The following is a 20372-nucleotide window of genomic DNA, read 5'->3' on the forward strand; positions in this document are numbered from 1 at the left end:
TCGACGCGAGATGGAAGCAGAGAACTTGCCGTTTCCAAGTGGGTGTGCGTGGCAGAGCCATAAAATGGAACACGCCTGCGACTGATAACTATGAAGGTGGTTGCAGCCGTGTTCATGCCACTGTGACTGGCGTGTCTAGGTCATGAGTGCAGCATGAAACCCACCGAATGATACTACTTAGTAAGTAAGTACATATAAGAAATGCACTTTTATTACCAACATGTACCTGGCAATAAAAGAAATTGCTTCTCATTCAATGTCTAAGGCGACGTATGACCGTGCTGCCCGAACTGTGACGGTCTATCCGCCTATGCAGCCTGGATGCGGGATTCCCTGACCTCGACTTGGTGAATAGCCGAACTGCACTCCCCCGCAGCATTTGACATTCCGGTAGCCCTGCCGGAGGCCTTCGCAGGCTCTACACTTGCTGATTCGATCCCTTCGTTTTCCTCTTTCCTGTCCAGACGAGTCTTCCATGCAGTCCACCGGCCTTGTGCGCACCGTGTTTTTCGTGTCCGACAGCACCGGCACCACTGCCGAAACCTTCGGCAATTCCATCCTGGCCCAGTTCGATCTCACGATCAAGCGGGTCCGCAAGCCCTTTGTCAACGACCTGCAGAAGGCCGAGGAGCTGATCGACGAGATCAACCGCATCTCGGCCAACGGGGCAGACCGTCCCATCGTGTTTTCCACGCTGGTCAATCTGGAAATCGGCCGCGTCATCAACGAGAAGGCCCATGCGCTCGTGCTGGACATGTTTGCGATGTTCCTCAATCCACTCGAAAAGGAGCTGGGGATCAAGTCACACCACCGGGTGGGCCGCTACTCGGACATCAGCCAGAACAAGGCCTATGCCGACCGGATCGAGGCCATCAACTACAGCCTGTCGCACGACGACGGCCAGACCAACCGCGATCTGGCGCAGTCGGATGTGATCCTGATTGGTGTGAGCCGCAGCGGCAAGACGCCCACCTCGCTGTATCTGGCCATGCAGCATGGGCTCAAGGTATCGAACTACCCGCTCATTCCCGAGGACTTCGAGCGCATGCAGCTGCCTCCGGCTCTGGTGCCCTACAAGCACAAGCTGTTCGGACTCACCATTGATCCCGCCCGCCTGAGCCAGATCCGCAACGAACGCCGGCCGCATTCCCATTACGCCAGCCTGGAGAACTGCCGCAAGGAAGTGGCAGCTGCCGAATCGATGATGCGACGCTCGGGCGTGCGCTGGCTCTCCACCACCCACAAGTCCATCGAGGAAATCTCGGCCACGATCCTGCAGGAGATCAAGCCCGAGAAGCTGAACTGACCCCATGTGGTGCCGGCGCCAGCGTCGACCCAGCCAGGCAGCCGGCCTGGCGCCGTCTCCTGCAGTGCGTTCCTCCCCGACGGGCTTCAGGCGTTGATCACCATGTCGTCTGCATAGTCCTTGCGCAGATTCACGCTGCTGCGTTCGCCCACGGCTGCAAAGTTGCGCGACAGCCAGCGCTTGGCCTGACGACGGCCATGCTCGAAGAGCTGCTCGATCATGCCGGCATCCGTGGAAACCCGGCTGGCTGCAGACATGTCCTTGAGCATGTCACCTCCGTCGATGCGGTGCATGCGTACCTGCTTGAAGTCGGGCTCATGCAGCTTGCCCTCCTCGATGAGGCGGTTGATGAGGCCGATCACCTGCATCTGGGACAGCAGGTTGGAGTTGAAACCGATCTCGTTGATGCGGTCGCTGATCTCGGACTGGGTCGTGGGCACCCCTTCGCGGACGAGCGGATTGATCTGCACCAGCAGGATATCGGGCGTATCGCACAGGGAAATCAGCGGCGTGAGCGGCGGATTGGCCACATACCCCCCATCCCAGTACGCCTTGCCATGGATCTCGACCGCCTGGAAAATCTGCGGCAGACAGGCCGAAGCCATGACGGCCTGCAGAGTGACCTCCTTGCCGGTGAAGATTTCAGCCTTGCCCGAATTGACGTGCGTGGCTGAAATGAACAGCGGATGCCCCTTGAGCGCAGCGATGGCATCGAAATCGATTTCCCGCTTGAGCATGCTGCGCAGCGGATTGAGGTCGAGCGGATTGAGGTTGTAGGGCGAGGTCCACTGCCTCAGCACCGTGCTGGCAATGCGCATCGGGTTGGGCAGGAGCGAATAATACGGCAGCATGCTCGCCAGGTTCTCGTTGAGCGAATTGAGAGTGCCGGCCGCCATCACGCCATGCCAGATCGACGAGAGCTTGTCGCGAGCCAGGGCATAGCCATCACCACCGTCGCGCTGTGCAAGCGCCAGCCCGTGTGCCACGGCCACCGTGTTGACGGCACCGGCACTGGCACCGCTGATGCCGTTGATGTCGAGTCTTCCGTCTTCGAGAAGCGCGTCGAGCACACCCCAGGTGAAGGCCCCGTGCGAGCCCCCACCCTGCAGGGCCAGATTGACGCGCTTGCGTGGCGCAGGAGCAGGCAATGCCGCCTGCGCAGGTGCCGCCGGCTCGGTTCCGGACTTGGTATTCTGGCTGTGGTTCATGAACATTGCTCCTGAAGTGCGCCCATGTGGTCATGGGCATTCCATTTATGCTGCAGTGCAGCATCGAGGCCATATGGTAAGCGAATCGACAGGTTGCTGTCCGTGACATGGTGTGACGGGACAGGCAAATTTATACTTCAGGCGTGACGCATTTCCGTTTTGACAGAGGGAATGTGCCGTCTGCCCTGTCGTGTCCGTCCGACAGAAAGTGCCAGATTCTCGAATCCCAATTCCATGATGACAATACGGTCTTCAGACACTCCCACCTCCTCCGATGCGCGCATGCGCATTGACAAATGGCTATGGGCCGCGCGCTTTTTCAAGACACGAGCCCTGGCAGTCGACGAGATCCAGAAGGGACGCGTGCAGGTCAACGGAATCGACTGCAAGCCTGCCCGCGAGATCCGGGTCGGGGATCGCATTGCCATGCGGCAGGGCCAGATGCCCCGCACGGTGGTGGTGGAAGGTCTGTCACCCCAACGGGGACCGGCACCGGTGGCGCAGCAGCTGTACCGGGAAACCGAAGAAAGCGTAGCGCTGCGCCAGTCGATTGCCGAACGCAACCGCATGGCCCCCGAACCGGCTCAGGCCATTGCGCACGGCCGCCCCACCAAGCGCGACCGCCGCCTGCTCGAACAGGCACGCGAGGACTCCGGCGACTGGGGCTCGCGCTGGAGCGCCAGCCTGCCGGACTGACGCCGAGGGTGCTCCACCATGTCCGCCAAGCCCCTGCCGCCTCCCCTGGCCCGCTCCCTGCAGGACCTGCGCCACCTCAAGCAGGCTCTGGCCCAGGCACGTGCCGACGAACAGGCCCGCCTGCGCGCTGCCCGGGAACTGGCCGAGAAAACCGAAACCGCACGCCATGTGTTTGCACATGCCGTGGGCAAGGTCCGTCCATTGGCCGGGGCCCATCAGTCACGGGTGATGCTGGCGCCTGCCCCGGTGCTGCCTCGCCCCCTGCAGCGCGAGCGCGACCAGGAAGCCGTGCTGCGCGAAGCATTGAGCGACGCGTTCGATTTCAGCACCCTGCTCGAAACAGACGAAAGCCTGAGCTACCGTCAGCCCGGCATCGGGATGGATGTGGTGCGCAAGTTGCGGCAGGGGCACTGGAGCATCCAGCACCAGCTCGATCTGCATGGTCTGCGGCGCGACGATGCGCGCGAGGCGCTGGGGTGCTACGTGCGTGAATGCCAGCGCCGTGGCCTGCGCTGCGTACGGGTCATCACTGGCAAGGGACTGGGCTCGCCGGGCAAGACCCCCGTTCTCAAGAACAAGGTGTATGGCTGGCTGATCCAGAAGAAGGAAGTGCTGGCCTTCGTGCAGGCCCGCCCCACCGAAGGCGGTGCGGGTGCCCTCGTGGTGCTGCTCGCACCGGCTTCGCGCGGCCGGCGTGCCTGAGGTGCTCTTCCTGCACCACCGCTGCCCAGGTCCGATTCAGCGGTTGCGCATCCAGTCCGCAGTCTGCATGAAGCTCTGGTTGAGTCGCTCGATCAGAGCGTCTGGCACGCCCTCTTCGGACATCGCCTGATCCATGCAGGCCACCCACTGGTCCCGCTCCTTGATGCCGATGGAAAAGGGCATGTGGCGCGCCTTGAGCCGAGGATGGCCGAAGCGCTCGACAAAGTGATCGGGCCCCCCTGTCCATCCGCACAGGAACCAGAACAGATGCTGCCGGGCGCGATCGAGCTCCGGGCCGTGGGCCGCGCGCAATTCAGTGTAGACAGGCTCAAGATCCATCAGATCGTAGAAGCGATCCACCATGCGCTGAATGCCGGGCTCGCCGCCCAGCAGATCGAACACCGTCACCTGCTTGTCCTGCACTTCCTCCTGCCCGGCAGAACCGTGCGGAGCCGTGGTGGACGAGGTGGAACGTTCTGGGGTCATGGAATCGGTCATGGCTGCAGCTCTCCTTGCACGCGAGGATACAAAATATAAAATGATAAACTATTCTGCCGTCATCGCGCGCAGGGTCTGAACCACCGGCTGCCGGAGCAGCTCCCGCAAACTCCACCACCCTGCCAGCCAGGCCAGCAGGGCTCCGGCGAACGCCCCTGCCGGAACAATCCACCAGGCAGGAAGCCATGCAAAATCGAAGACCTGCCGTGCCAGCACCCAGGCCAGTCCCAGCGCCACCAGCCCTGCCAGGCTGCCAGCCACGGCCCCCACGAGCAGAAGCTCTGCAGCCTGCATGCGGGCCAGCAGGCCAGAACCGGCTCCCAGTGCCCGCATGAGCGCAAGGTCGCGCGCCCGGCTCTCCCGCGTGGCGTTGAGCGTGGCGAACAGCACGACCAGACCGGCCACCAACCCAAACGAAAACAGCAGCTCCACCGCCCCGATGACCTGATTGAGCACCTGCTGGATCTGCGTGATAGCACTGGTCATGTCGATCTGGGTCACATTGGGAAAGGTCTGCAGCACACGCCGATCGAGACTTGCGCCCCTGCTGTCATTCGGTGGGCTGCGGTAGGCCGTGATCCAGGTGACGCCTACCTCATCGCCGAGGCCGGCCACCGGGTACATGGCAAAGAAATTCACATGCATGGAGCTCCAGTCCACCTTGCGCACCGAGGTGACAGTGCTCTCGCGCAGCACCCCTCCCATGTCGAAGCGCAGGCGATCGCCCACATGCAGGCCCAGCGTCTTCATGATGCCGGCCTCCATGCTGATGGCCCGGGAATCTCCACTGCGCCAGCTGCCCTGCTCGACTGGTGAATACGACGGCGGCTGCACACTGAAGCTCAGGTTGAACTCCCGATCCACCAGACGGCGGGCCTGCTCGTCCTGGTAGCTGTCAGGCTGGATATCCCGACCATTGACGGCCACGAGCCGGCCCCGCACCATGGGATACCAGTCATAGCGCCGCACTCCGGCCTCCCGCAGCAGCGTCTGGAAGGCATGGGCCTGGTCAGGCAGGATGTTGATGACGAACCGGTTGGGCGCATCGACGGGAGATGCCTGACGCCAGCTCTGCACCAGGTCGGTACGCAGCAGAAACAGCAGCAGGAGTGCCAGCATGCCCACGGCCAGACTGCCGATCTGCACGGCCGCCACGAGAGGGCGTGCCGTGAGCTGCCGTATCGCCAGCACCAGCCAGCGCGGCCACATTCCGCCCTGTCGTCCCTGGGTGATGGCTCGCAGCAGGGCCAGCATGAGCCGGGCCAGCGCCAGAAACACCACGGTCGCCAGAGCGAAGCCCCCGACAGCAATGCTGCCGAGCCTGAGATCGTGGCTGGCAGCCAGCAGCAGCCCGGCGAATCCCGCCAGCCCCGCCACGATGGTCACGACCGCACCGACCCGCAGGGGCATGGCCTCGCGCCGAATCACCCGCATGGGCGGTGTGCCGGCCAGCTGCAGCACGGGCGGCAGCCCGAAGGTCGCCAGCAGCAGCATGCCCACGCCCAGTCCAAATCCCACGGGCTGCAGGCCCGGCTGGGGCAATCCTCCCTGCACCAGTCCGCCGAGCAGTTCGACGAACCCGTAGTGCGCCCCATAACCCACCGCGAGGCCCACCAGACTGCCCGCGAGCCCCAGAAGCAGGAATTCGATGGCATAGGCCCAGGCGATGGTGCGCTGTCCCATACCCAGCACGCGCAGCAGTGCGCAGTCATCCAGATGCCGGGAAGCAAATCCACGCGCTGCGAGGGCCACGGCCACGGCACTGAGAAAGGCCGCCAGCAGCGCCACCAGATTCAGGAAGCTCTCTGCCCGACCCAGCGTCTTCTGCATCTGGGGGTTGCCGGCATCCAGGGTGTCGATCGTGAGGCCCCGCACATGCAGTCGCTGCACCTCGGTGCGCGCCCATTGCAGATACCGCTGCACAGCGGCAGGGGTGCCCGTCATGGCCAGCCGGTAATGCACCCGGCTGGCAGGCTGCACCAGACCGGTCGCCGGCAGGTCGGACAGATTCATCAGTACACGGGGGGCAAAGTTGACCAGACTGTTGCCCCGGTCTGGTTCCTGTACCAGCACCTTGGCAATGCGAAAACTCTCATCGCCCAGCAGCAGCGTCTGCCCCACATGCAGCCCAAGGGTATCGAGCAGCGCATTCTCCACCCACACTTCGCCCGGAGCAGGAGGGCCGCGCAGCGACTGTTGCCCCGCCGGATCGATTCCGCCCTGGTCAGCCACCCGCACGAGCCCCCGCAGCGGATAGCCTGCGGCTACAGCCTTGAGCATGACCAGTCTGCCCTCTCCCCCCTGCCCCTGGGCACTGCGAGCCATGGTGGGAAAGGTCTGGGTGCTGGTCGTGGTGAGCCCCAGCGAGGCCGCCCTGACGGTGAATTCGACCGGGGTGGGAAGATCGCTGCTCAGCACGATGTCTCCCCCCAGCAGCTGAGCGGCATCGCGCTCCAGCCCCCCCTGCAGCCGTGCCGAGAAAAAGGCCACTGCCGACAGTGCAGCCACCGCCAGCATCACGGCAAAGCCGAGCAGGCGCAGTTCCCCTGCGCGCACATCGCGCCACAGCATGCGCCATCCGAGTTTCCAGGAAGAAATCACCGCCGCCGTCCCCTGTTGCAAGACCCCTCGCTCATGTCCGGATCATACTGGGTGCCCCCTGCCATCGCTGCCCAGGGGACTCTGGAAACTGCCGCGCACAGGCGCTGCACAGGAGTCCCCTGCAGATCAGGCTTCCTCCGAAGGCGCAACGGACAGAACCTGTCCCCCCTGCCAGCATCCCCCGGGAGGCACAGTGATCTCGTCATCGATGTGTGCTGCTTCCACACACACGAACTGCGCATATCCATGGGGCGGCAGATCGGCCAACGCAGCTCCCAGCGTCGGGCCGGGATTCCAGACCACGGACTCCGTCATGGAAGGCGACTGGTGAATGTCGAGCACAGCGGCCGGCTCCTGCAGGCGCCATGCAGCCGGAGCCGGATAGACGCGGTCCACCTCCTGGCCAAAGACGATGTCTCCCTGCTGAACCGGATGCGCCGGGTCTGCTCCGGCCACCGCGTCCCAGTAGCGGACGCCATCGGCGCCCTGCAGACGCAGGGCTGCCAGATCCTGCACGGCCAGATAGCTGTGCAGGGCCGTGGTGAAAGCCCAGGATGCGCTTCCCGTGTTGTGCACGGACAGAGTCACGGATAATGCCCCCGGCTGCAGAACGACATCGAGCTCCAGCCTGAACGGATGGTTCCAGACCACTTCTCCCGCATCGTCGCAGAGCCAGTGCGCAGTCACATCCTCCTGCGTCAGCACCAGCCGGGCTGTGCCAGTGCCCTGGGCAGCTACCCGCCAGCGGCACATGCGCGCAAACCCATGCTTGGCCAGGGGGCCCCGCCGGTTGAACTGTGGCCAGCACACCGGAATGCCCCCGCGAATGGAGGCGCTGCCATCCCACAGGGCTCGGGGACTCAGATACAGCCGCTCGCGTCCATCGGCTGCATGCCAGGACACCACCTGTCCACCGAGCAGCGACACGATGGCCTGGCTGCCGTCCTCCGCCTGCAGGTGCACCATCCCCGTCGGAGAGGCTGCTGCAGGAAAAGCCGTCGGCTGCGTCATGCTCGGTCCATCAGTCAGTCAGCCGGCTGGCCCAGCTCGTCGGCCCGCACCTGAGCGGCGGCAAAGTCCAGATCTCCGCTGTAGATGGCACGGCCCGCGATGACGCCAATGACGCCCTCGTCCTCCACCTCGCAGAGGTGCTCGATGTCGTCCATGTTGCTCAGCCCCCCGGAGGCAATCACCGGGATGCTGGAAGCCTGTGCCAGCCGCACCGTGGCCTCGATGTTGATGCCGCTGAGCATGCCGTCACGGCCGATGTCGGTGTAGATGATGCTTTCGACGCCGAGATCCTCGTACTTGCGTGCCAGCGTGGTCACCTCATGGCCGGTGAGCTTGCTCCAGCCGTCGGTGGCCACCTTGCCGTCCTTGGCGTCGAGCCCCACGATGATGTGCCCCCCGAAGGCGCTGCAGGCATCAGCCAGAAAGCCCGGGTTCTTGACGGCGGCCGTGCCGATGATGACGTAGCGCAGGCCAGCGTCGATGTAACGCTCGATGGTGTCGAGATCACGGATGCCCCCGCCGAGCTGTACCGGAATCTCGCCGTCGATCTCCTGCAGGATCTCCTTGACCACGCCCAGATTGCGGGGCTTGCCCGCAAAGGCGCCGTTGAGATCCACCAGATGCAGGCGGCGTGCACCCTGTTCGAGCCAGTGCAGTGCCTGCTCCACGGGGTCGGTGTTGAACGTGGTGACGCGGTTCATGTCGCCCTGTTGAAGGCGCACGCATTGACCGTCCTTGAGGTCGATGGCTGGAATCAGCAGCATGGCAATGGATCTCGAAAATCAGAGGGAGGGATGGAAAAAGACGGCAGCCCGGAGCATGCAGCAGGAATCAGGGCTTCCACGAAAGGAAATTGCGATACAGCGCCAAACCCCAGTCCGCACTCTTTTCGGGGTGGAACTGCGTGGCGAAGATATTGTCCCGTGCGATGGCAGCCGTGTAACGAGCGCCATAGTCCGCTTCACCGACGCTGTGCGCGGCATCGAGCGGCTGCGCGTAGTAGCTATGCAGGAAGTAGAACCAGCTCTGGTCCGGAATGCCGGCCCACACCGGATGCGAACGGGTGATGGAAACCTGGTTCCACCCCATCTGCGGCACCTTGAAGCGGCTGCCGTCGGGCTGCAGGCGCCCTTCGAGGTGAAAGCGCCGCACCTGCCCCGGAATGAGGTCGAGCGAGGGGGTATCCCCTTCTTCGCTGCGGGTCAGCAGCATCTGCATGCCCACACACACACCAAACAGCGGCTTGCTGGCAGCGGCTTCCAGCACCGCCTCCATCATGCCGCTGCCGGCAAGGTGGCGCATGCAGTCGCGCATGGCCCCCTGTCCGGGCAGCACCACCCGCTCGGCCGAACGGATGGTGTCAGGATCGTGGGCAATGACCACCTCATGCTGGTCGGAGGCCACATGCACGAGCGCCTGAGCCACCGAGCGCAGATTGCCCATTCCGTAATCGACGACGGCCACACGGGATTTGGACATCAGAGGCTGCCTTTCGTGGAGGGAATCATGCCGGCGGCACGGGGATCGAGCTCCAGGGCCATGCGCAGGGCACGGCCAAAGGCCTTGAACACCGTTTCACACTGGTGGTGCGCGTTGACTCCACGCAGATTGTCGATGTGCAGTGTGACGCCCGCATGGTTGACAAAGCCCTGGAAGAACTCATACACCAGCTGTGTGTCGAGGGCTCCGATGGCCCCCGCCGTGAATGGCACCTCGAAGGTGAGCCCCGGCCGGCCGGAAAAGTCCACCACCACCCTGCTCAGGGCTTCGTCGAGCGGCACATAGGCATGGCCATAACGGCGGATGCCCTTCTTGTCGCCCACGGCAAGACGCACGGCCTGGCCGAGGGTGATGCCGATGTCTTCGACCGTATGGTGGCCGTCGATATGCAGATCACCACGGCACTGGATGTCGAGGTCGATCAGTCCGTGACGGGCAATCTGGTCCAGCATGTGGTCCAGAAAGCCGATGCCGCTGTGCAGGCTGGCCTGGCCGCTGCCGTCCAGGTTGAGAGAGACCGAAATGTCGGTTTCGGCAGTGGTACGCGATACCTCGGCGATGCGGGCAACTATGGTCATGGCTTCGATGGTTCCGATTCAGCCCTTGCGGCATGTCCGCGCGCGGATACCCCGAAGACCGAAAGACTTCCGGCAAGGTCGCGCATGCGGGCTGACAAAGGCGCATTGTAGAAAAATTATCGCATTGCCTTTCCCCATGAACCGACTTGTTCCTGGGATTTTCTGCAGCGCCCCCCATGGAGCCGCTCCGCTGCACGCCCCGGCATGCAGCGGAGCGATGCCTGAGGCACAATTGACAGCTCCCGCCCTTTCCTGCCCCATGCCCGGCAGAGGAGCGCTGCCAGCCGATGGAATGCGCCTGCTGCGCGACGCACCCCGGCGCCACGACAGCAGGGAGGCCGCATTTTCCCTGCGATCTGCGCCCCGCAGCCAGATCGACATGCCTTTCCGAAAGCCGCGTCATGAGCAATCGCTACTGGAGCCCCCTGGTCCGCACTCTGAGTCCCTACGTCCCGGGCGAACAGCCCAAGCTGGACAACCTGGTCAAACTCAACACCAACGAGAACCCCTACGGTCCGTCCCCCCTGGCGCTGGCCGCCATTCGCAACGCCGCCGCAGACAGCCTGCGCCTGTATCCCGACCCGAATGCCGACCTGCTCCGCTCGGCGCTGGCACAGCGCTTTGGGCTCACGCCGGCCCAGGTCTTTGTGGGCAACGGCTCGGACGAGGTGCTGGCCCATGTGTTCATGGCCCTGCTGAAGCACGACCTCCCGCTGTGGATGCCCGACATCAGCTACAGCTTCTACCCCACCTACTGTGGCCTGTATGGCATCGCCAGCCGCCTAATTCCGCTGGCCGATGACTTCTCGATCCGCGCCGACGACTATCTGCCCCGCGACGGCGAGCGCGCCGGCGCCATCGTGTTTGCCAACCCCAATGCCCCCACAGGCCGCCCGCTGCCGCTGGCCGAAGTGGAGCGCATCGTGGCCGGCAACCCGGATGCGGTGGTGGTGATCGACGAAGCCTATGTCGATTTCGGGGGCGAGAGCGCCGTCACGCTCATCGACCGCTACCCCAATGTGCTCGTGGTGCACACCTACAGCAAGAGCCGCTCGCTGGCCGGCCTGCGCGTAGGCTATGCGCTGGGGGATGCCGGACTCATCGAGGGCATCGAGCGCATCAAGAACAGCTTCAACTCCTACCCGCTCGACCGGCTGGCCCTGGCCGGTGCCGTGGCATCCCTGCAGGACGAAACCCACTTCCAGAGCTGCTGCCAGCGGATCATCGCCTCCCGCGAGCGTCTTGTGGCCGGACTGGAAGCCCTGGGCTTCGAAGTTCTGCCTTCGGCAGCCAACTTCATCTTCGCCCGCCACCCGGACCATGAAGGTGCCGAGCTGGCTGCCGCGCTGCGCACGCGTGCCATCATCGTGCGTCAATTCCAGAAGCCGCGCATTCATGCGTTCCTGCGCATCTCGATCGGCACCGATGCACAGTGCGAAACGCTGCTGGCCGCCCTGCGCGAGATTCTGGGCACCCGCCCCTGAACCCATGCCCCATGCCGGCCTTTCCGTGTGTGCACCACGGAAAGGCACGGCGCTTACAAAATGAAACATGCATACTGGGAACCAAGCCCCGATCATCTGAATCTACCAAAACAGATAACGTCGCTTTTCAAGGAGACCTTTCCATGCAAATGAAATTCGCACTTGCCCTTGCTGCCGTGGGTGCCTCTCTGGCTTTCGGCAGTCAGGCTCAGACACCTGCTGCCGCGACGGGAGCTGCTCCCGCCAGCGCTTCTGTACCTCCCTGGGGTCCTGGCATGGGCCGTGGCCCCATGATGGAAGGACGTCGCGGAGGTCCACGCCATGCGCCTCTGACAGCAGAACAGCGCAAGGCCCTGTTTGCCGAACGCATGCAGCATGAAGCTGAAGCGCTCAAGATCACTCCCGCACAGAAATCCCACTGGATGGCCTATGTGCATGCCCGTGAGCGCATGCAGCAGGATCGTCCCATGATGTCGCCGGAAGACCGTGATGCCCGCTTCAAGCAGATGCAAGCCATGACGCCTGACCAGCGGCTGGAATTCCATGCGGCTCAGATGCGTGAGCACGCCAAGCAGATGGACAGCGTGGCAGCGGCATCCCGCAAGCTGCGTGCGGCTCTTTCGCCCGAACAGCGCAAGACCTTCGATGCCATGTATGCACGCCACGATGGTGCACGCGGGCCGCAGGGTCGTGGAGAATGGCGAGGTCGCGGCATGCCGCCCGTGCCGCCTGCTTCTGCCGGCATGATGCCGCCTCCTGCAGCGCAGTAAAGCGCATTGCACCGGATCTTCACCAGATCCGGTGAACAGCGCAGTCCTTTCCGTCGCCTCCCCAAAAGGGGGGAACGCTGCGAAGTTGCAAAGGCGCCATTCCTTCAGGGAATGGCGCCTTTTGCTTTTGGCATCTGTGCATGCGAACTTGAACCGCCGACAGGAGTTTGACATGCAGCGAGAGAGGCTCCTCTCCCAGCGACGCCCCACCGACAGCCCACAACAAAAAACCGGCTTGGGATGAAGCCGGTTTCCTGTGCATGCTGCGCACGGACAACCCCGTGCGTGCGTATGTTCTGACTCAGCTCAGATGCTTGCCGATGAGGCCTGCCATTTCGAACATGGTGACCTGCTTCTTGCCGAAGACGGCGGCGAGCTTGGCATCGGCATTGATGTTGCGCTTGTTGTTTTCGTCCTGCAGCTTCTGTGCCTTGATGTAGTCCCACAGCTTCTTGATGACTTCGGTGCGGGGCAAGGGCTTGCTGCCGACCACCGCTGCCAGCTCTGCGCTGGGCGTCAGGGGTTTCATGAAAGCTGCGTTCGGCTCACGCTTCTTGGGAGCGGGGGCGGCTTTGGTCGCGGCAGGTTTTTTTGCAGTTGCCATGGTACTGTCTTTCTTTCGGTGACACACAAAGGCAATTTCCACTACATCGTGGATTGCCACCAGTAAGGTATCCTAAAGGAGATTCCCGGTCGATTGGATGCTTGTGCCTGTGCAGATTGTGAAAATTTGCAGGCTTGCGGGCAGTGCGTGCATCCGGCGGCGTCCAGGTTCCGGCAGGACATTGTGCTCCTGCCTGCCGGGGCTGACTCTCTCCTGCATACCCATGGGGGCAGTATAGTCCTCCGCATGCAGACACGGATTCTGCCCTTCCCCGGGAAAGGATCGTGCCGTCCCCCGTTTTCCATCCCTTTGCGAGTGCTTCCATGTCCACCTCCTCCTTCTCCACCTGCGACCTGTGCGATCCGCACCGTGACACCGTCACGCCCGACTTTGTCGTGCTGCCTCCCGTGTTCCGCGATTTCGGCAGCCCTGCTCCTTTTTGCGGGCAGGTGGTGACCGTTCGCTGCTACGAGGACAATACGTCCGTGCGCGCCGTGCTGGAAACCGAGGGCCACGGCCGTGTGCTGGTGGTGGCCGGAGGCGGATCGCTGCGTACCGCACTGGTAGGAGGCAACATCGGCCAGCTGGCTGCCCGCAACCATTGGGCCGGTGTGGTGGTGGATGGCTGCGTGCGCGATGTGGCCGAGCTTGCCCCCCTGCCGGTAGGCATCCGCGCACTGGGCAGCATGCCCATGCCGCCGCGCAAGAACCACGCTGGTCTGGTGGATGTGCCGGTGCATGTGCAGGGGGTACTGGTCCGCCCCGGCAGCTGGCTGTATGCCGACGCAGACGGCATGGTGGTCAGCGATACACCTCTGGCATAACGGCAGCGCCATCTGGAACCTGCCCTGCCCCACACAGGACGCACAGAGTTGCCGTCAGGTGGAGATGTCCCCGTCCTGACGGTCCATCCTGCGTCCGGGCAGGGGCGAAGTGGCGATCAGCACTCCCGCCACAGCCAGCCCCAGGGCAAGCAGCTGCATGCCGGCAAGCCGCTCACCGAGCACGAGCACGCCAGTGAGTGCCGTGCCTGCAGGCAGAAACACAGTAAAGACGCCTGCCTGCGAAGCGGGCACCACACGGAGCCCCGTCATCCACAGGCTGATCGACCAGACACAGGCAGCCAGGGCATAGAAAACCAGCAGTGCCCAGAGCTGCCACGACACGGCGGCGAACCCGAACCGGCTGGCAGCATACAGTCCGAGCGGCGTGGCCAGCACCAGTCCCCAGAGATTGACGATGCTGGTAATGCGCCGTGCGGAGAGGCTGGATGTGAGGCATTTTCCGATCACCGAGTAGGCCGCTTCGCAGCACACGGCCCCCATGAGGAGCAATTGCCCCAGCCAGGCCTTGTCGGCAGCGGGAATGGCTGCCGCTGCAGCGCCGTGCGGTCGGGACAGGGCCAGCAGCGACACTCCGGCCACGGCACACACGATGGAGGCCAGGATGCGCGGCGTGAGCCGCTCCCCCAGGAACACCCGTCCCAGCAGAGCCACCACGGCCGGAATGCAGGCCATGATGACGCTGGCCGAGACGGCCGAGCTCAGGTGCATGCCCGCCATCACGAGCAGGGTGAACAGAAAGTTGCCGATAAAGGCTTCAAGAAACAGGAGCAGGCGGGTGCGGCCTGTCTGGGGCGGTTCATCAGGCGGCCTGCGCAGCCAGCCCACCATGGCGACGCCACCGATGCCGAAGCGCAGCCAGGCGAGCAGGAATACCGGAAACACCGCCACCAGCGGCTTGGACAGCGCCACATAGCATCCCACCAGCGTCATGCTCAGGGCAAGTGCCCCATAGGCCAGGGGGCGGGACGGCAATGCTGCCGCCGTCAGGGAGGAAGAAGACTCGGACATGGCTCACGGACAGGAGACAGGAAGGGAACCGATGGCTCCACGGTCCTGCGCGATGTGCATACAGGGGGGAACCCTGCAGCGGATTGTCATCGATCCGGCGCTTCCCCCTGCTGTGATCGGGAATGTCTGCCCCCTTGCCGAGGGCTGGCAGGAACATATTCCCACAGGGCCACGGAGACTCTGTGCAGCCCCGGGAGGCTGGCTCGGCGCATCAGGCCGGAAGGCGCATCAGCTCCAGCGGGAGATCGGCAGGTTCGATCCCAGCCGGCATGCGTCGTGCGGCCAGGCGCTGCATGACGCGCCGGCCTTCGGGCTCCAGACCGTCCTCGTAGGCCAGCACGCGCCAGTGCTGCGCCTCCCCCGCCAGCATCTGCAAGAGCTCGCCCGGGCGCAGCAGGAACTCAGGACGGGCAGGACGACCGATCCGGCCATGCCCGGCCGCAAAGGTTTCGTACAGCAGCATGCCTCCCGGACGCACCGAGGCCAGCAGATGCGGAAACAGCGGCCGCCACAGGTAATGCGTGACCAGCACTGCATCGTAAACCTGCCCTGTCAGGGGCCATGGGCTGCCGTCTTCGAGATCGGCCTGCACGACGGAGCCATGATGCGCCGCCTGGGCCAGGACTGAAGCATCACGATCCACGCCGGTCACCCGGCAGCCGCGGGCCGCCAGCCAGGCCATGTGCCGCCCCGTCCCGCAGGCCACATCCAGCACCGAAGCCCCGGGTGCGAGAGAGGCGGCAAAGCGGCAGATCCACGATGACGGTGCGTCGCTCCACGAGGGGGACTGCAGGGCCGAAGGCATGGCAGGATCGGGGCTCATCGGACGCGTGCAAGCAGCGCACGAATGCGCGGCAGGGCGCGCTGCATGGCTGCACGGCCGGCGGCGATGGCGCGGGAACGGTTGTTCAGGTCGACACTCGACATGCCCCCGAGGGCAGGACGCAGCACCACATCGGCCTGCTTGAGCTCATAGCGGTTGATGCTCTGCCCCATGATGGTGAAGGTCTGCAGCAGAATGTCGAGCTGGCCATGTGTGGCTGCGGAGCGGGGCGAGCTGCTGATGTCGATGGCCACGACGATGTCGGCTCCCATTTGCCGCGCATAGTTCACGGGCACCGGCGCCACCAGGCCGCCGTCCACATAGTCGCGCGAACCGATGCGCACCGGCTCGAACACGCCGGGGACCGAACTCGATGCCCGCACGGCCTGCCCGGTGTTGCCACTGCGGAACAGGATACCGTCGCCCGTCTGCAAGTCGGTGGCCACGATGCCCAGCGGCAGAGGCATGGACTGGATGGGCCGCTGTCCCACCTTCTGGTTGATGAAGCGCTCCAGCGCACTACCCCTCAACAACCCACGGTTGAAGAAGGGGAGCATCCAGTCGGTGATGGCATTCTGGTCGAGCGACTGTGCCGCATCCTCCAGATGGCGCCCGCGGATGCCGCTGGCATACAGGGCGGCCACTACACTGCCGGCCGAGGTGCCCACCACCATGTCGGGATGAATGCCAGCCTCGTCGAGCACTTCCAGCGCCCCGACATGTGCAAACCCTCGGGCGGCTCCTCCGCCGAGCGCCACGGCCAGACGCGGATGCATGGATGCAGAGGCACTCCCGTGGCTGACAGCATGGGCTGGTGCATGCAGCGATGGCAAGCCCGGCATGCTGCCACAGCCTGTCAACAGAACGGCCAGGCCCAGCCCCCCTGCCCCGCTCCACCGCCGGAACGGGACACGGTGCAGCAAGGACAGGCAGTATGCAAGACAGAAACGAAGGAACATGACAAGAACAGCAACGAGAACGAGAACGAGAACGAGAACGACAGCGGAAACGAAGTGGCCGGGTACGGCACCCCGGGACAGGAAGGCCCTCATCGGGACCAGAAGCGCGACGGCGGCATTCTGTCGCGACACCATGTGGCCAGCCGGTGGACAGCCGCATCGGACTGGCAACGACTCCAGCCGCACAGCAGCCCTGCCGCATAGGCCGCATCGGGATGCCGGGGATACAAGGTGGACAGCAGGGCATCGGCCACGGCGGCATCATTGAGAATCCCCAGCTCTTCCTGCAGCCGCTGCAGGACGGCCCGGTAGGTCGCCACCCTGCGGCGCGGATACAGGGCTGCCAGGAACTCCACCTCGTAGCGCAGGCGCTTGGTACGCTTGCGCAGGGTGTGGCGCGCGGGGACATCGAGTGTGGGCCAGAGACGGGCCAGTCGTGCCACGGCACGGTGCGCCCGGGTCAGGGCACGATCTCCCACCTTGCGGGCAGCGAGGCTGGAGAGCGCCTGGCCCCCATCCAGATGCAGCCAGCGCAGCCCCTGCAGCAGAACCTGGCCTGTGGCCGGCTGTTGCAGCAGCTGCTGCACGTCCAGACGAGCCTGTGTGGCGGCCTGATCGACGGCAGTTCGCAGGGCGGCAATCGATTCGGGAGATGCAGGGCCCTGCAGCACGGGGACGGTGTGCACCGTCTGGGCCAGCACCTGCCAGTCCCGTGCCGCTCCGAGCGCGGTTCCCAGCCGACGCAGCCCATCCAGCCATTCGCGCAGCGGCCCCTGTGCCTGCAGATCGAGCAGAGCCCATGCAGATCGCAGCCGCCGCAGGGCTACCCGGGACTGGTGGAGAAACTCGGGTTGTGCGCCGTCTGCGGCCCACGGCAGATTGGCATGCAGGTGGCGCAGACATTCCCCCACCAGTGCCTGGGCCAACGCATGGCCCGTGGCATCGGGCGGCAGGACAGGAGCCTGTGCCCCGGAAGGCTGAACGGCCTTGTGCACGCACAGCCGATAGCCGCGTTCCGCCTTGCTGCAGGGCTGCGGCAGGAGGGCCACACGCTGTGCCAGCCGCTGTGCCACATCGAACACCAGGGGCAGAGCGCCCTGCTTGAGTTCAATTTCGAGCTCATGCACGGGCTCCGTGCATCCCTGTGCCTCGATGACGCCCACATCGAGCGCCAGCTCGACCTGACCGCCCTGCGCGTCGGCCACGTTCCAGAGCGTGCGCGTGATGCGGGTGACGAATACCGGAGCGAGACGGGGTGCCACGTCGCTGCCGCCCAGAAAAGCCTGCACCTCGGGATCGTCAATGTGCTGCAGCTCCAGCGTCTGGCCCCGGGTGACGTGTTCGAGCTCGCGGCGCGCGCTGAGGCCGTCATCCGACATCTGGCCGAATTTGACGGTCTGAATCCACTGCTCTCCCGCCCGACGCAGCCGCAGCCCCATGCGCCGACGCGCGAGCAGCAGATCGGGCGTGTCGTAATACACGCTCACGAGTTCGCGCGTGCGTGGCGCCACCCCATAGGCCAGAGCCACCTCGTCGACCAGCAGCGGGGCGGCCTCGGGCCACAGGCTCAGACAGAGTTCGATTTCGGTAGCCATGACGTGAGTATCCCTGCAGATGGCGGCTGGAGCGAGGTTTTTTCTGTCTCGATGCCGTTCCGCTGCCGCATCATGCCGGGGGTTGCCCCAGCAGGGCCAGCATGCCGGCTTCGTCCAGAATGGGAACGCCGAGCTTCTGTGCCTTCTCGAACTTGGTGCCCGGTTCGGCCCCGGCCACCACGTAGTGGGTGCGGGCACTGACGCTGCCGGAGACCTTGGCTCCTGCCGCTTCCAGCATGTCCTTGGCAGCATCCCGGCCCAGATGGGGCAGTGTGCCGGTGAGGACGAAGGTCTTGCCGGCCAGCGGCAAGGCCTGAGAGGCGGCGATGCGGCCGGCAGTCTCGGGCCATGTGATGCCGGCAGCCCGCAGGCGGGCGATGACCTCGCGGTTGTGCGGCTCACCCAGAAAGTGCAGGATGCTCTGTGCCACCACCGGCCCGATGTCGGGCACCTGCAGCAGCGCTTCCTCGTCGGCCTGCATCAGGGCGTCGAGGCTGCCGAAATGGCGCGCCAGATCCTTGGCCGTGGTTTCGCCGACATGGCGGATGCCCAGCCCGTAGATGAAGCGTGCGAGCGTGGTGTGCCGACTGCTGTCGAGCGCATCGAGCAGATTGCGCGCCGATTTCTCGGCCATGCGGTCGAGGCCTGCAAGCTGGTCCAGGGAGAGGTGGTACAGATCGGGCAGCGAGTGGACCAACCCCCCATCGACAAGCTGGTCGACGAGCTTTTCACCAAGGCTGTCGATATCGAGCGCCCGGCGCTGGGCAAAGTGCAGAATGGACTGCTTGCGCTGCGCGCTGCAAAAGAGTCCGGCCGTGCAGCGCACGTCGACCTCGCCCTCCTCGCGCTCGACCGCGCTGCCGCAGACGGGACAGTGGGCAGGCATGTGAAACACCCGGGTATGTGCAGGGCGCCGGTCCGGCACTACCCCCACCACCTCGGGGATCACGTCGCCCGCGCGGCGGACGATGACCGTGTCGCCCACCCGCACGTCCTTGCGGTGCACCTCATCCTCGTTGTGGAGGGTGGCGTTGGTCACGGTGACGCCACTCACAAAGACCGGTGCGAGCTTGGCCACGGGGGTGAGCTTGCCCGTACGCCCCACCTGCACGTCGATGGCCTCGACGGTGGTGAGCTCCTCCTGAGGCGGATACTTGTGCGCCACCGCCCAGCGGGGTTCGCGGCTCACGAAGCCGAGGCGCCGCTGGAGTGCCAGCGAGTTGACCTTGTAGACGACTCCGTCGATGTCGAACGGCAGGCTATCGCGCCGGGCAGCGATGCGGCCATGGAAGGCCACCAGCTCCGCCGGGTCGCGCGTGACCTCGCGGTCGGGCGACACCGGAAAGCCCATGTCCGCAAAGGCATCGAGCACCTCGGACTGGGTGGCGGGCATGTCGTCCCAGCCCCGCACCTCGCCCCAGGCATACGCAAAGAAGCTCAGGCGCCGCTCGCGGGCGATGGCCGGATCGAGCTGCCGCAGTGTGCCGGCAGCCGCATTGCGGGGATTGGCAAAGGTGCGCTCGTTCCTGTGACCCTGGGCGATGCGCTGGCGCTGGCGCTCGTTGAGCGCGTCGAACACATCGCGGCGCATGTACACCTCGCCGCGCACTTCCAGTACCTCGGGCGGATGGGGCATGCGCAGCCGCAGGGGAATCTGCCAGATGGTGCGGATGTTCTGGGTCACGTCCTCGCCGATCTCGCCGTCTCCGCGCGTGGCTGCCAGCACGAGCACGCCGTGCTCGTAGCGCAGGTTGATGGCCAAGCCGTCGAACTTGAGTTCTGCCTCGTACTCCACCGCCGGATCCTGGGGCGAGAGCCCGAGCTCGCGGCGCACGCGCGCATCGAAGGCCAGCGCACCGGTGGCCTCGGTGTCGGTCTCGGTGTGAATCGAGAGCATGGGCACCGCATGGCGCACCGTGCCAAAGCCCGGCAGCACCTGCCCCATGACCCGCTGGGTGGGCGAATCGGGTGTGCGCAGGGCGGGGTAGGCAGTTTCGAGCGCATCGAGCTCGCGGAACAGACGGTCGTATTCGGCGTCGGGAATTTCCGGAGCGTCGAGGGTGTAGTACAGGTAGGCGTGATGCTGCAGCAGCTCGCGCAGCTCCGCCGCACGCTGGACCTGGGCCGTGGTGGGCGCAACGCCCTCCCCTGCGGCCTCGAACAGGTCGGGTGTGGTCATGGCAG

19 protein-coding genes are annotated in these 20372 nt (G+C 64.8%); 6 read left to right on the plus strand and 13 right to left on the minus strand.

From position 1 onward, the window contains the following. Positions 1-475: 475 nt before the first annotated feature. The gene (ppsR, locus tag ACP2WS_RS03730; protein ID WP_426459588.1) at positions 476-1306 is read left to right on the plus strand and encodes a posphoenolpyruvate synthetase regulatory kinase/phosphorylase PpsR; all 831 of its coding nucleotides are present in this window, start codon (positions 476-478) and stop codon (positions 1304-1306) included. Positions 1307-1392: 86 nt separating this feature from the next. Here the strand turns inward: ppsR and ACP2WS_RS03735 are convergent, their stop codons facing one another. Then, positions 1393-2514 (minus strand): patatin-like phospholipase family protein, encoded by a 1122-nt coding sequence (locus ACP2WS_RS03735; protein WP_426459589.1) that lies wholly within the window; start codon positions 2512-2514, stop codon positions 1393-1395. A 282-nt stretch (positions 2515-2796) separates the two neighbouring features. Between ACP2WS_RS03735 and ACP2WS_RS03740 the strand changes: the two genes are divergently transcribed. Both ACP2WS_RS03740 and ACP2WS_RS03745 read left to right on the plus strand, forming a co-directional pair. Continuing rightward, the gene (locus ACP2WS_RS03740) at positions 2797-3210 is read left to right on the plus strand and encodes an RNA-binding S4 domain-containing protein (RefSeq protein WP_426459590.1); all 414 of its coding nucleotides are present in this window, start codon (positions 2797-2799) and stop codon (positions 3208-3210) included. A gap of 18 nt (positions 3211-3228) precedes the next feature. Beyond that, on the plus strand, positions 3229-3912 hold the full coding sequence (locus tag ACP2WS_RS03745) for a Smr/MutS family protein (protein ID WP_426459591.1): 684 nt from the start codon (positions 3229-3231) through the stop codon (positions 3910-3912). A gap of 36 nt (positions 3913-3948) precedes the next feature. On the opposite strand, the gene ACP2WS_RS03750 is transcribed toward ACP2WS_RS03745, so the two are convergent. From ACP2WS_RS03750 to hisB, 6 genes are all read right to left on the minus strand, one after another. Continuing rightward, positions 3949-4410, minus strand: coding sequence for a group II truncated hemoglobin (locus tag ACP2WS_RS03750; RefSeq protein ID WP_426459592.1), 462 nt, complete (start codon positions 4408-4410; stop codon positions 3949-3951). 48 nt (positions 4411-4458) lie between these two features. Further along, entirely contained in the window at positions 4459-6981 is a 2523-nt protein-coding gene (locus ACP2WS_RS03755; protein WP_426459772.1) for an ABC transporter permease, read from the minus strand. A gap of 156 nt (positions 6982-7137) precedes the next feature. Further along, positions 7138-8022 (minus strand): D-hexose-6-phosphate mutarotase, encoded by an 885-nt coding sequence (locus ACP2WS_RS03760; protein ID WP_426459594.1) that lies wholly within the window; start codon positions 8020-8022, stop codon positions 7138-7140. 14 nt (positions 8023-8036) lie between these two features. After that, positions 8037-8786, minus strand: a complete 750-nt coding sequence (hisA, locus tag ACP2WS_RS03765; protein ID WP_374493003.1) for a 1-(5-phosphoribosyl)-5-[(5-phosphoribosylamino)methylideneamino]imidazole-4-carboxamide isomerase — start codon at positions 8784-8786, stop codon at positions 8037-8039. A 67-nt stretch (positions 8787-8853) separates the two neighbouring features. Beyond that, positions 8854-9501, minus strand: coding sequence for an imidazole glycerol phosphate synthase subunit HisH (hisH, locus tag ACP2WS_RS03770; RefSeq protein ID WP_374493004.1), 648 nt, complete (start codon positions 9499-9501; stop codon positions 8854-8856). Continuing rightward, the gene (gene hisB, locus ACP2WS_RS03775; protein WP_374493005.1) at positions 9501-10100 is read right to left on the minus strand and encodes an imidazoleglycerol-phosphate dehydratase HisB; all 600 of its coding nucleotides are present in this window, start codon (positions 10098-10100) and stop codon (positions 9501-9503) included. Before hisB ends, hisH begins: the two co-directional genes overlap by 1 nt. Positions 10101-10501: 401 nt before the next feature. Here hisB and hisC point away from each other — a divergent pair, with 401 nt between their 5' ends. Next, positions 10502-11584, plus strand: a complete 1083-nt coding sequence (hisC, locus tag ACP2WS_RS03780) for a histidinol-phosphate transaminase (RefSeq protein ID WP_426459595.1) — start codon at positions 10502-10504, stop codon at positions 11582-11584. 143 nt (positions 11585-11727) lie between these two features. Further along, positions 11728-12354: a Spy/CpxP family protein refolding chaperone gene (locus tag ACP2WS_RS03785; protein ID WP_374493009.1), complete on the plus strand. Its 627-nt coding sequence runs from the start codon at positions 11728-11730 to the stop codon at positions 12352-12354. Between the two features lie 301 nt (positions 12355-12655). On the opposite strand, the gene ACP2WS_RS03790 is transcribed toward ACP2WS_RS03785, so the two are convergent. Beyond that, positions 12656-12958 carry an SWIB/MDM2 domain-containing protein gene (locus tag ACP2WS_RS03790; protein WP_374493011.1) on the minus strand — a complete coding sequence of 101 codons (303 nt, stop codon included), beginning with the start codon at positions 12956-12958 and terminating at the stop codon, positions 12656-12658. Positions 12959-13281: 323 nt separating this feature from the next. On the opposite strand from ACP2WS_RS03790, the gene rraA reads away from it, so the two are divergent. Beyond that, positions 13282-13782 carry a ribonuclease E activity regulator RraA gene (rraA, locus tag ACP2WS_RS03795; RefSeq protein ID WP_426459596.1) on the plus strand — a complete coding sequence of 167 codons (501 nt, stop codon included), beginning with the start codon at positions 13282-13284 and terminating at the stop codon, positions 13780-13782. Between the two features lie 54 nt (positions 13783-13836). Here the strand turns inward: rraA and ACP2WS_RS03800 are convergent, their stop codons facing one another. The 5 genes from ACP2WS_RS03800 to ligA all read right to left on the minus strand — a co-directional run bounded on the left by ACP2WS_RS03800 (position 13837) and on the right by ligA (position 20367). After that, entirely contained in the window at positions 13837-14811 is a 975-nt protein-coding gene (locus tag ACP2WS_RS03800; protein WP_426459597.1) for a DMT family transporter, read from the minus strand. 211 nt (positions 14812-15022) lie between these two features. Further along, a complete protein-coding gene (locus ACP2WS_RS03805) occupies positions 15023-15616 on the minus strand; it encodes a class I SAM-dependent methyltransferase (protein ID WP_426459598.1) in 594 nt (197 codons plus the stop codon). Positions 15617-15630: 14 nt separating this feature from the next. Continuing rightward, the gene (locus ACP2WS_RS03810) at positions 15631-16410 is read right to left on the minus strand and encodes a patatin-like phospholipase family protein (RefSeq protein WP_426459600.1); all 780 of its coding nucleotides are present in this window, start codon (positions 16408-16410) and stop codon (positions 15631-15633) included. Positions 16411-16682: 272 nt separating this feature from the next. Further along, positions 16683-18188 (minus strand): CYTH and CHAD domain-containing protein, encoded by a 1506-nt coding sequence (locus tag ACP2WS_RS03815; protein WP_426459601.1) that lies wholly within the window; start codon positions 18186-18188, stop codon positions 16683-16685. Between the two features lie 70 nt (positions 18189-18258). After that, a complete protein-coding gene (ligA, locus tag ACP2WS_RS03820) occupies positions 18259-20367 on the minus strand; it encodes an NAD-dependent DNA ligase LigA (RefSeq protein WP_426459602.1) in 2109 nt (702 codons plus the stop codon). Between the last annotated feature and the right edge of the window lie 5 nt (positions 20368-20372).

The sequence above is a fragment of the Brachymonas moutaii (nom. illeg.) genome (assembly GCF_049977365.1).
GTDB lineage: Bacteria > Pseudomonadota > Gammaproteobacteria > Burkholderiales > Burkholderiaceae_C > Brachymonas.

Excerpts from the sequence above, each read along its gene's own strand:
- ppsR (WP_426459588.1), top strand. The coding sequence starts at position 476 with ATGCAGTCCACCGGCCTTGTGCGCACCGTGTTTTTCGTGTCCGACAGC.
- ACP2WS_RS03735 (WP_426459589.1), bottom strand. The coding sequence starts at position 2,514 with ATGAACCACAGCCAGAATACCAAGTCCGGAACCGAGCCGGCGGCACCT.
- ACP2WS_RS03740 (WP_426459590.1), top strand. The coding sequence starts at position 2,797 with ATGCGCATTGACAAATGGCTATGGGCCGCGCGCTTTTTCAAGACACGA.
- ACP2WS_RS03745 (WP_426459591.1), top strand. The coding sequence starts at position 3,229 with ATGTCCGCCAAGCCCCTGCCGCCTCCCCTGGCCCGCTCCCTGCAGGAC.
- ACP2WS_RS03750 (WP_426459592.1), bottom strand. The coding sequence starts at position 4,410 with ATGACCGATTCCATGACCCCAGAACGTTCCACCTCGTCCACCACGGCT.
- ACP2WS_RS03755 (WP_426459772.1), bottom strand. The coding sequence starts at position 6,981 with ATGCTGTGGCGCGATGTGCGCGCAGGGGAACTGCGCCTGCTCGGCTTT.
- ACP2WS_RS03760 (WP_426459594.1), bottom strand. The coding sequence starts at position 8,022 with ATGACGCAGCCGACGGCTTTTCCTGCAGCAGCCTCTCCGACGGGGATG.
- hisA (WP_374493003.1), bottom strand. The coding sequence starts at position 8,786 with ATGCTGCTGATTCCAGCCATCGACCTCAAGGACGGTCAATGCGTGCGC.
- hisH (WP_374493004.1), bottom strand. The coding sequence starts at position 9,501 with ATGTCCAAATCCCGTGTGGCCGTCGTCGATTACGGAATGGGCAATCTG.
- hisB (WP_374493005.1), bottom strand. The coding sequence starts at position 10,100 with ATGACCATAGTTGCCCGCATCGCCGAGGTATCGCGTACCACTGCCGAA.
- hisC (WP_426459595.1), top strand. The coding sequence starts at position 10,502 with ATGAGCAATCGCTACTGGAGCCCCCTGGTCCGCACTCTGAGTCCCTAC.
- ACP2WS_RS03785 (WP_374493009.1), top strand. The coding sequence starts at position 11,728 with ATGCAAATGAAATTCGCACTTGCCCTTGCTGCCGTGGGTGCCTCTCTG.
- ACP2WS_RS03790 (WP_374493011.1), bottom strand. The coding sequence starts at position 12,958 with ATGGCAACTGCAAAAAAACCTGCCGCGACCAAAGCCGCCCCCGCTCCC.
- rraA (WP_426459596.1), top strand. The coding sequence starts at position 13,282 with ATGTCCACCTCCTCCTTCTCCACCTGCGACCTGTGCGATCCGCACCGT.
- ACP2WS_RS03800 (WP_426459597.1), bottom strand. The coding sequence starts at position 14,811 with ATGTCCGAGTCTTCTTCCTCCCTGACGGCGGCAGCATTGCCGTCCCGC.
- ACP2WS_RS03805 (WP_426459598.1), bottom strand. The coding sequence starts at position 15,616 with ATGCCTTCGGCCCTGCAGTCCCCCTCGTGGAGCGACGCACCGTCATCG.
- ACP2WS_RS03810 (WP_426459600.1), bottom strand. The coding sequence starts at position 16,410 with ATGCATCCGCGTCTGGCCGTGGCGCTCGGCGGAGGAGCCGCCCGAGGG.
- ACP2WS_RS03815 (WP_426459601.1), bottom strand. The coding sequence starts at position 18,188 with ATGGCTACCGAAATCGAACTCTGTCTGAGCCTGTGGCCCGAGGCCGCC.
- ligA (WP_426459602.1), bottom strand. The coding sequence starts at position 20,367 with ATGACCACACCCGACCTGTTCGAGGCCGCAGGGGAGGGCGTTGCGCCC.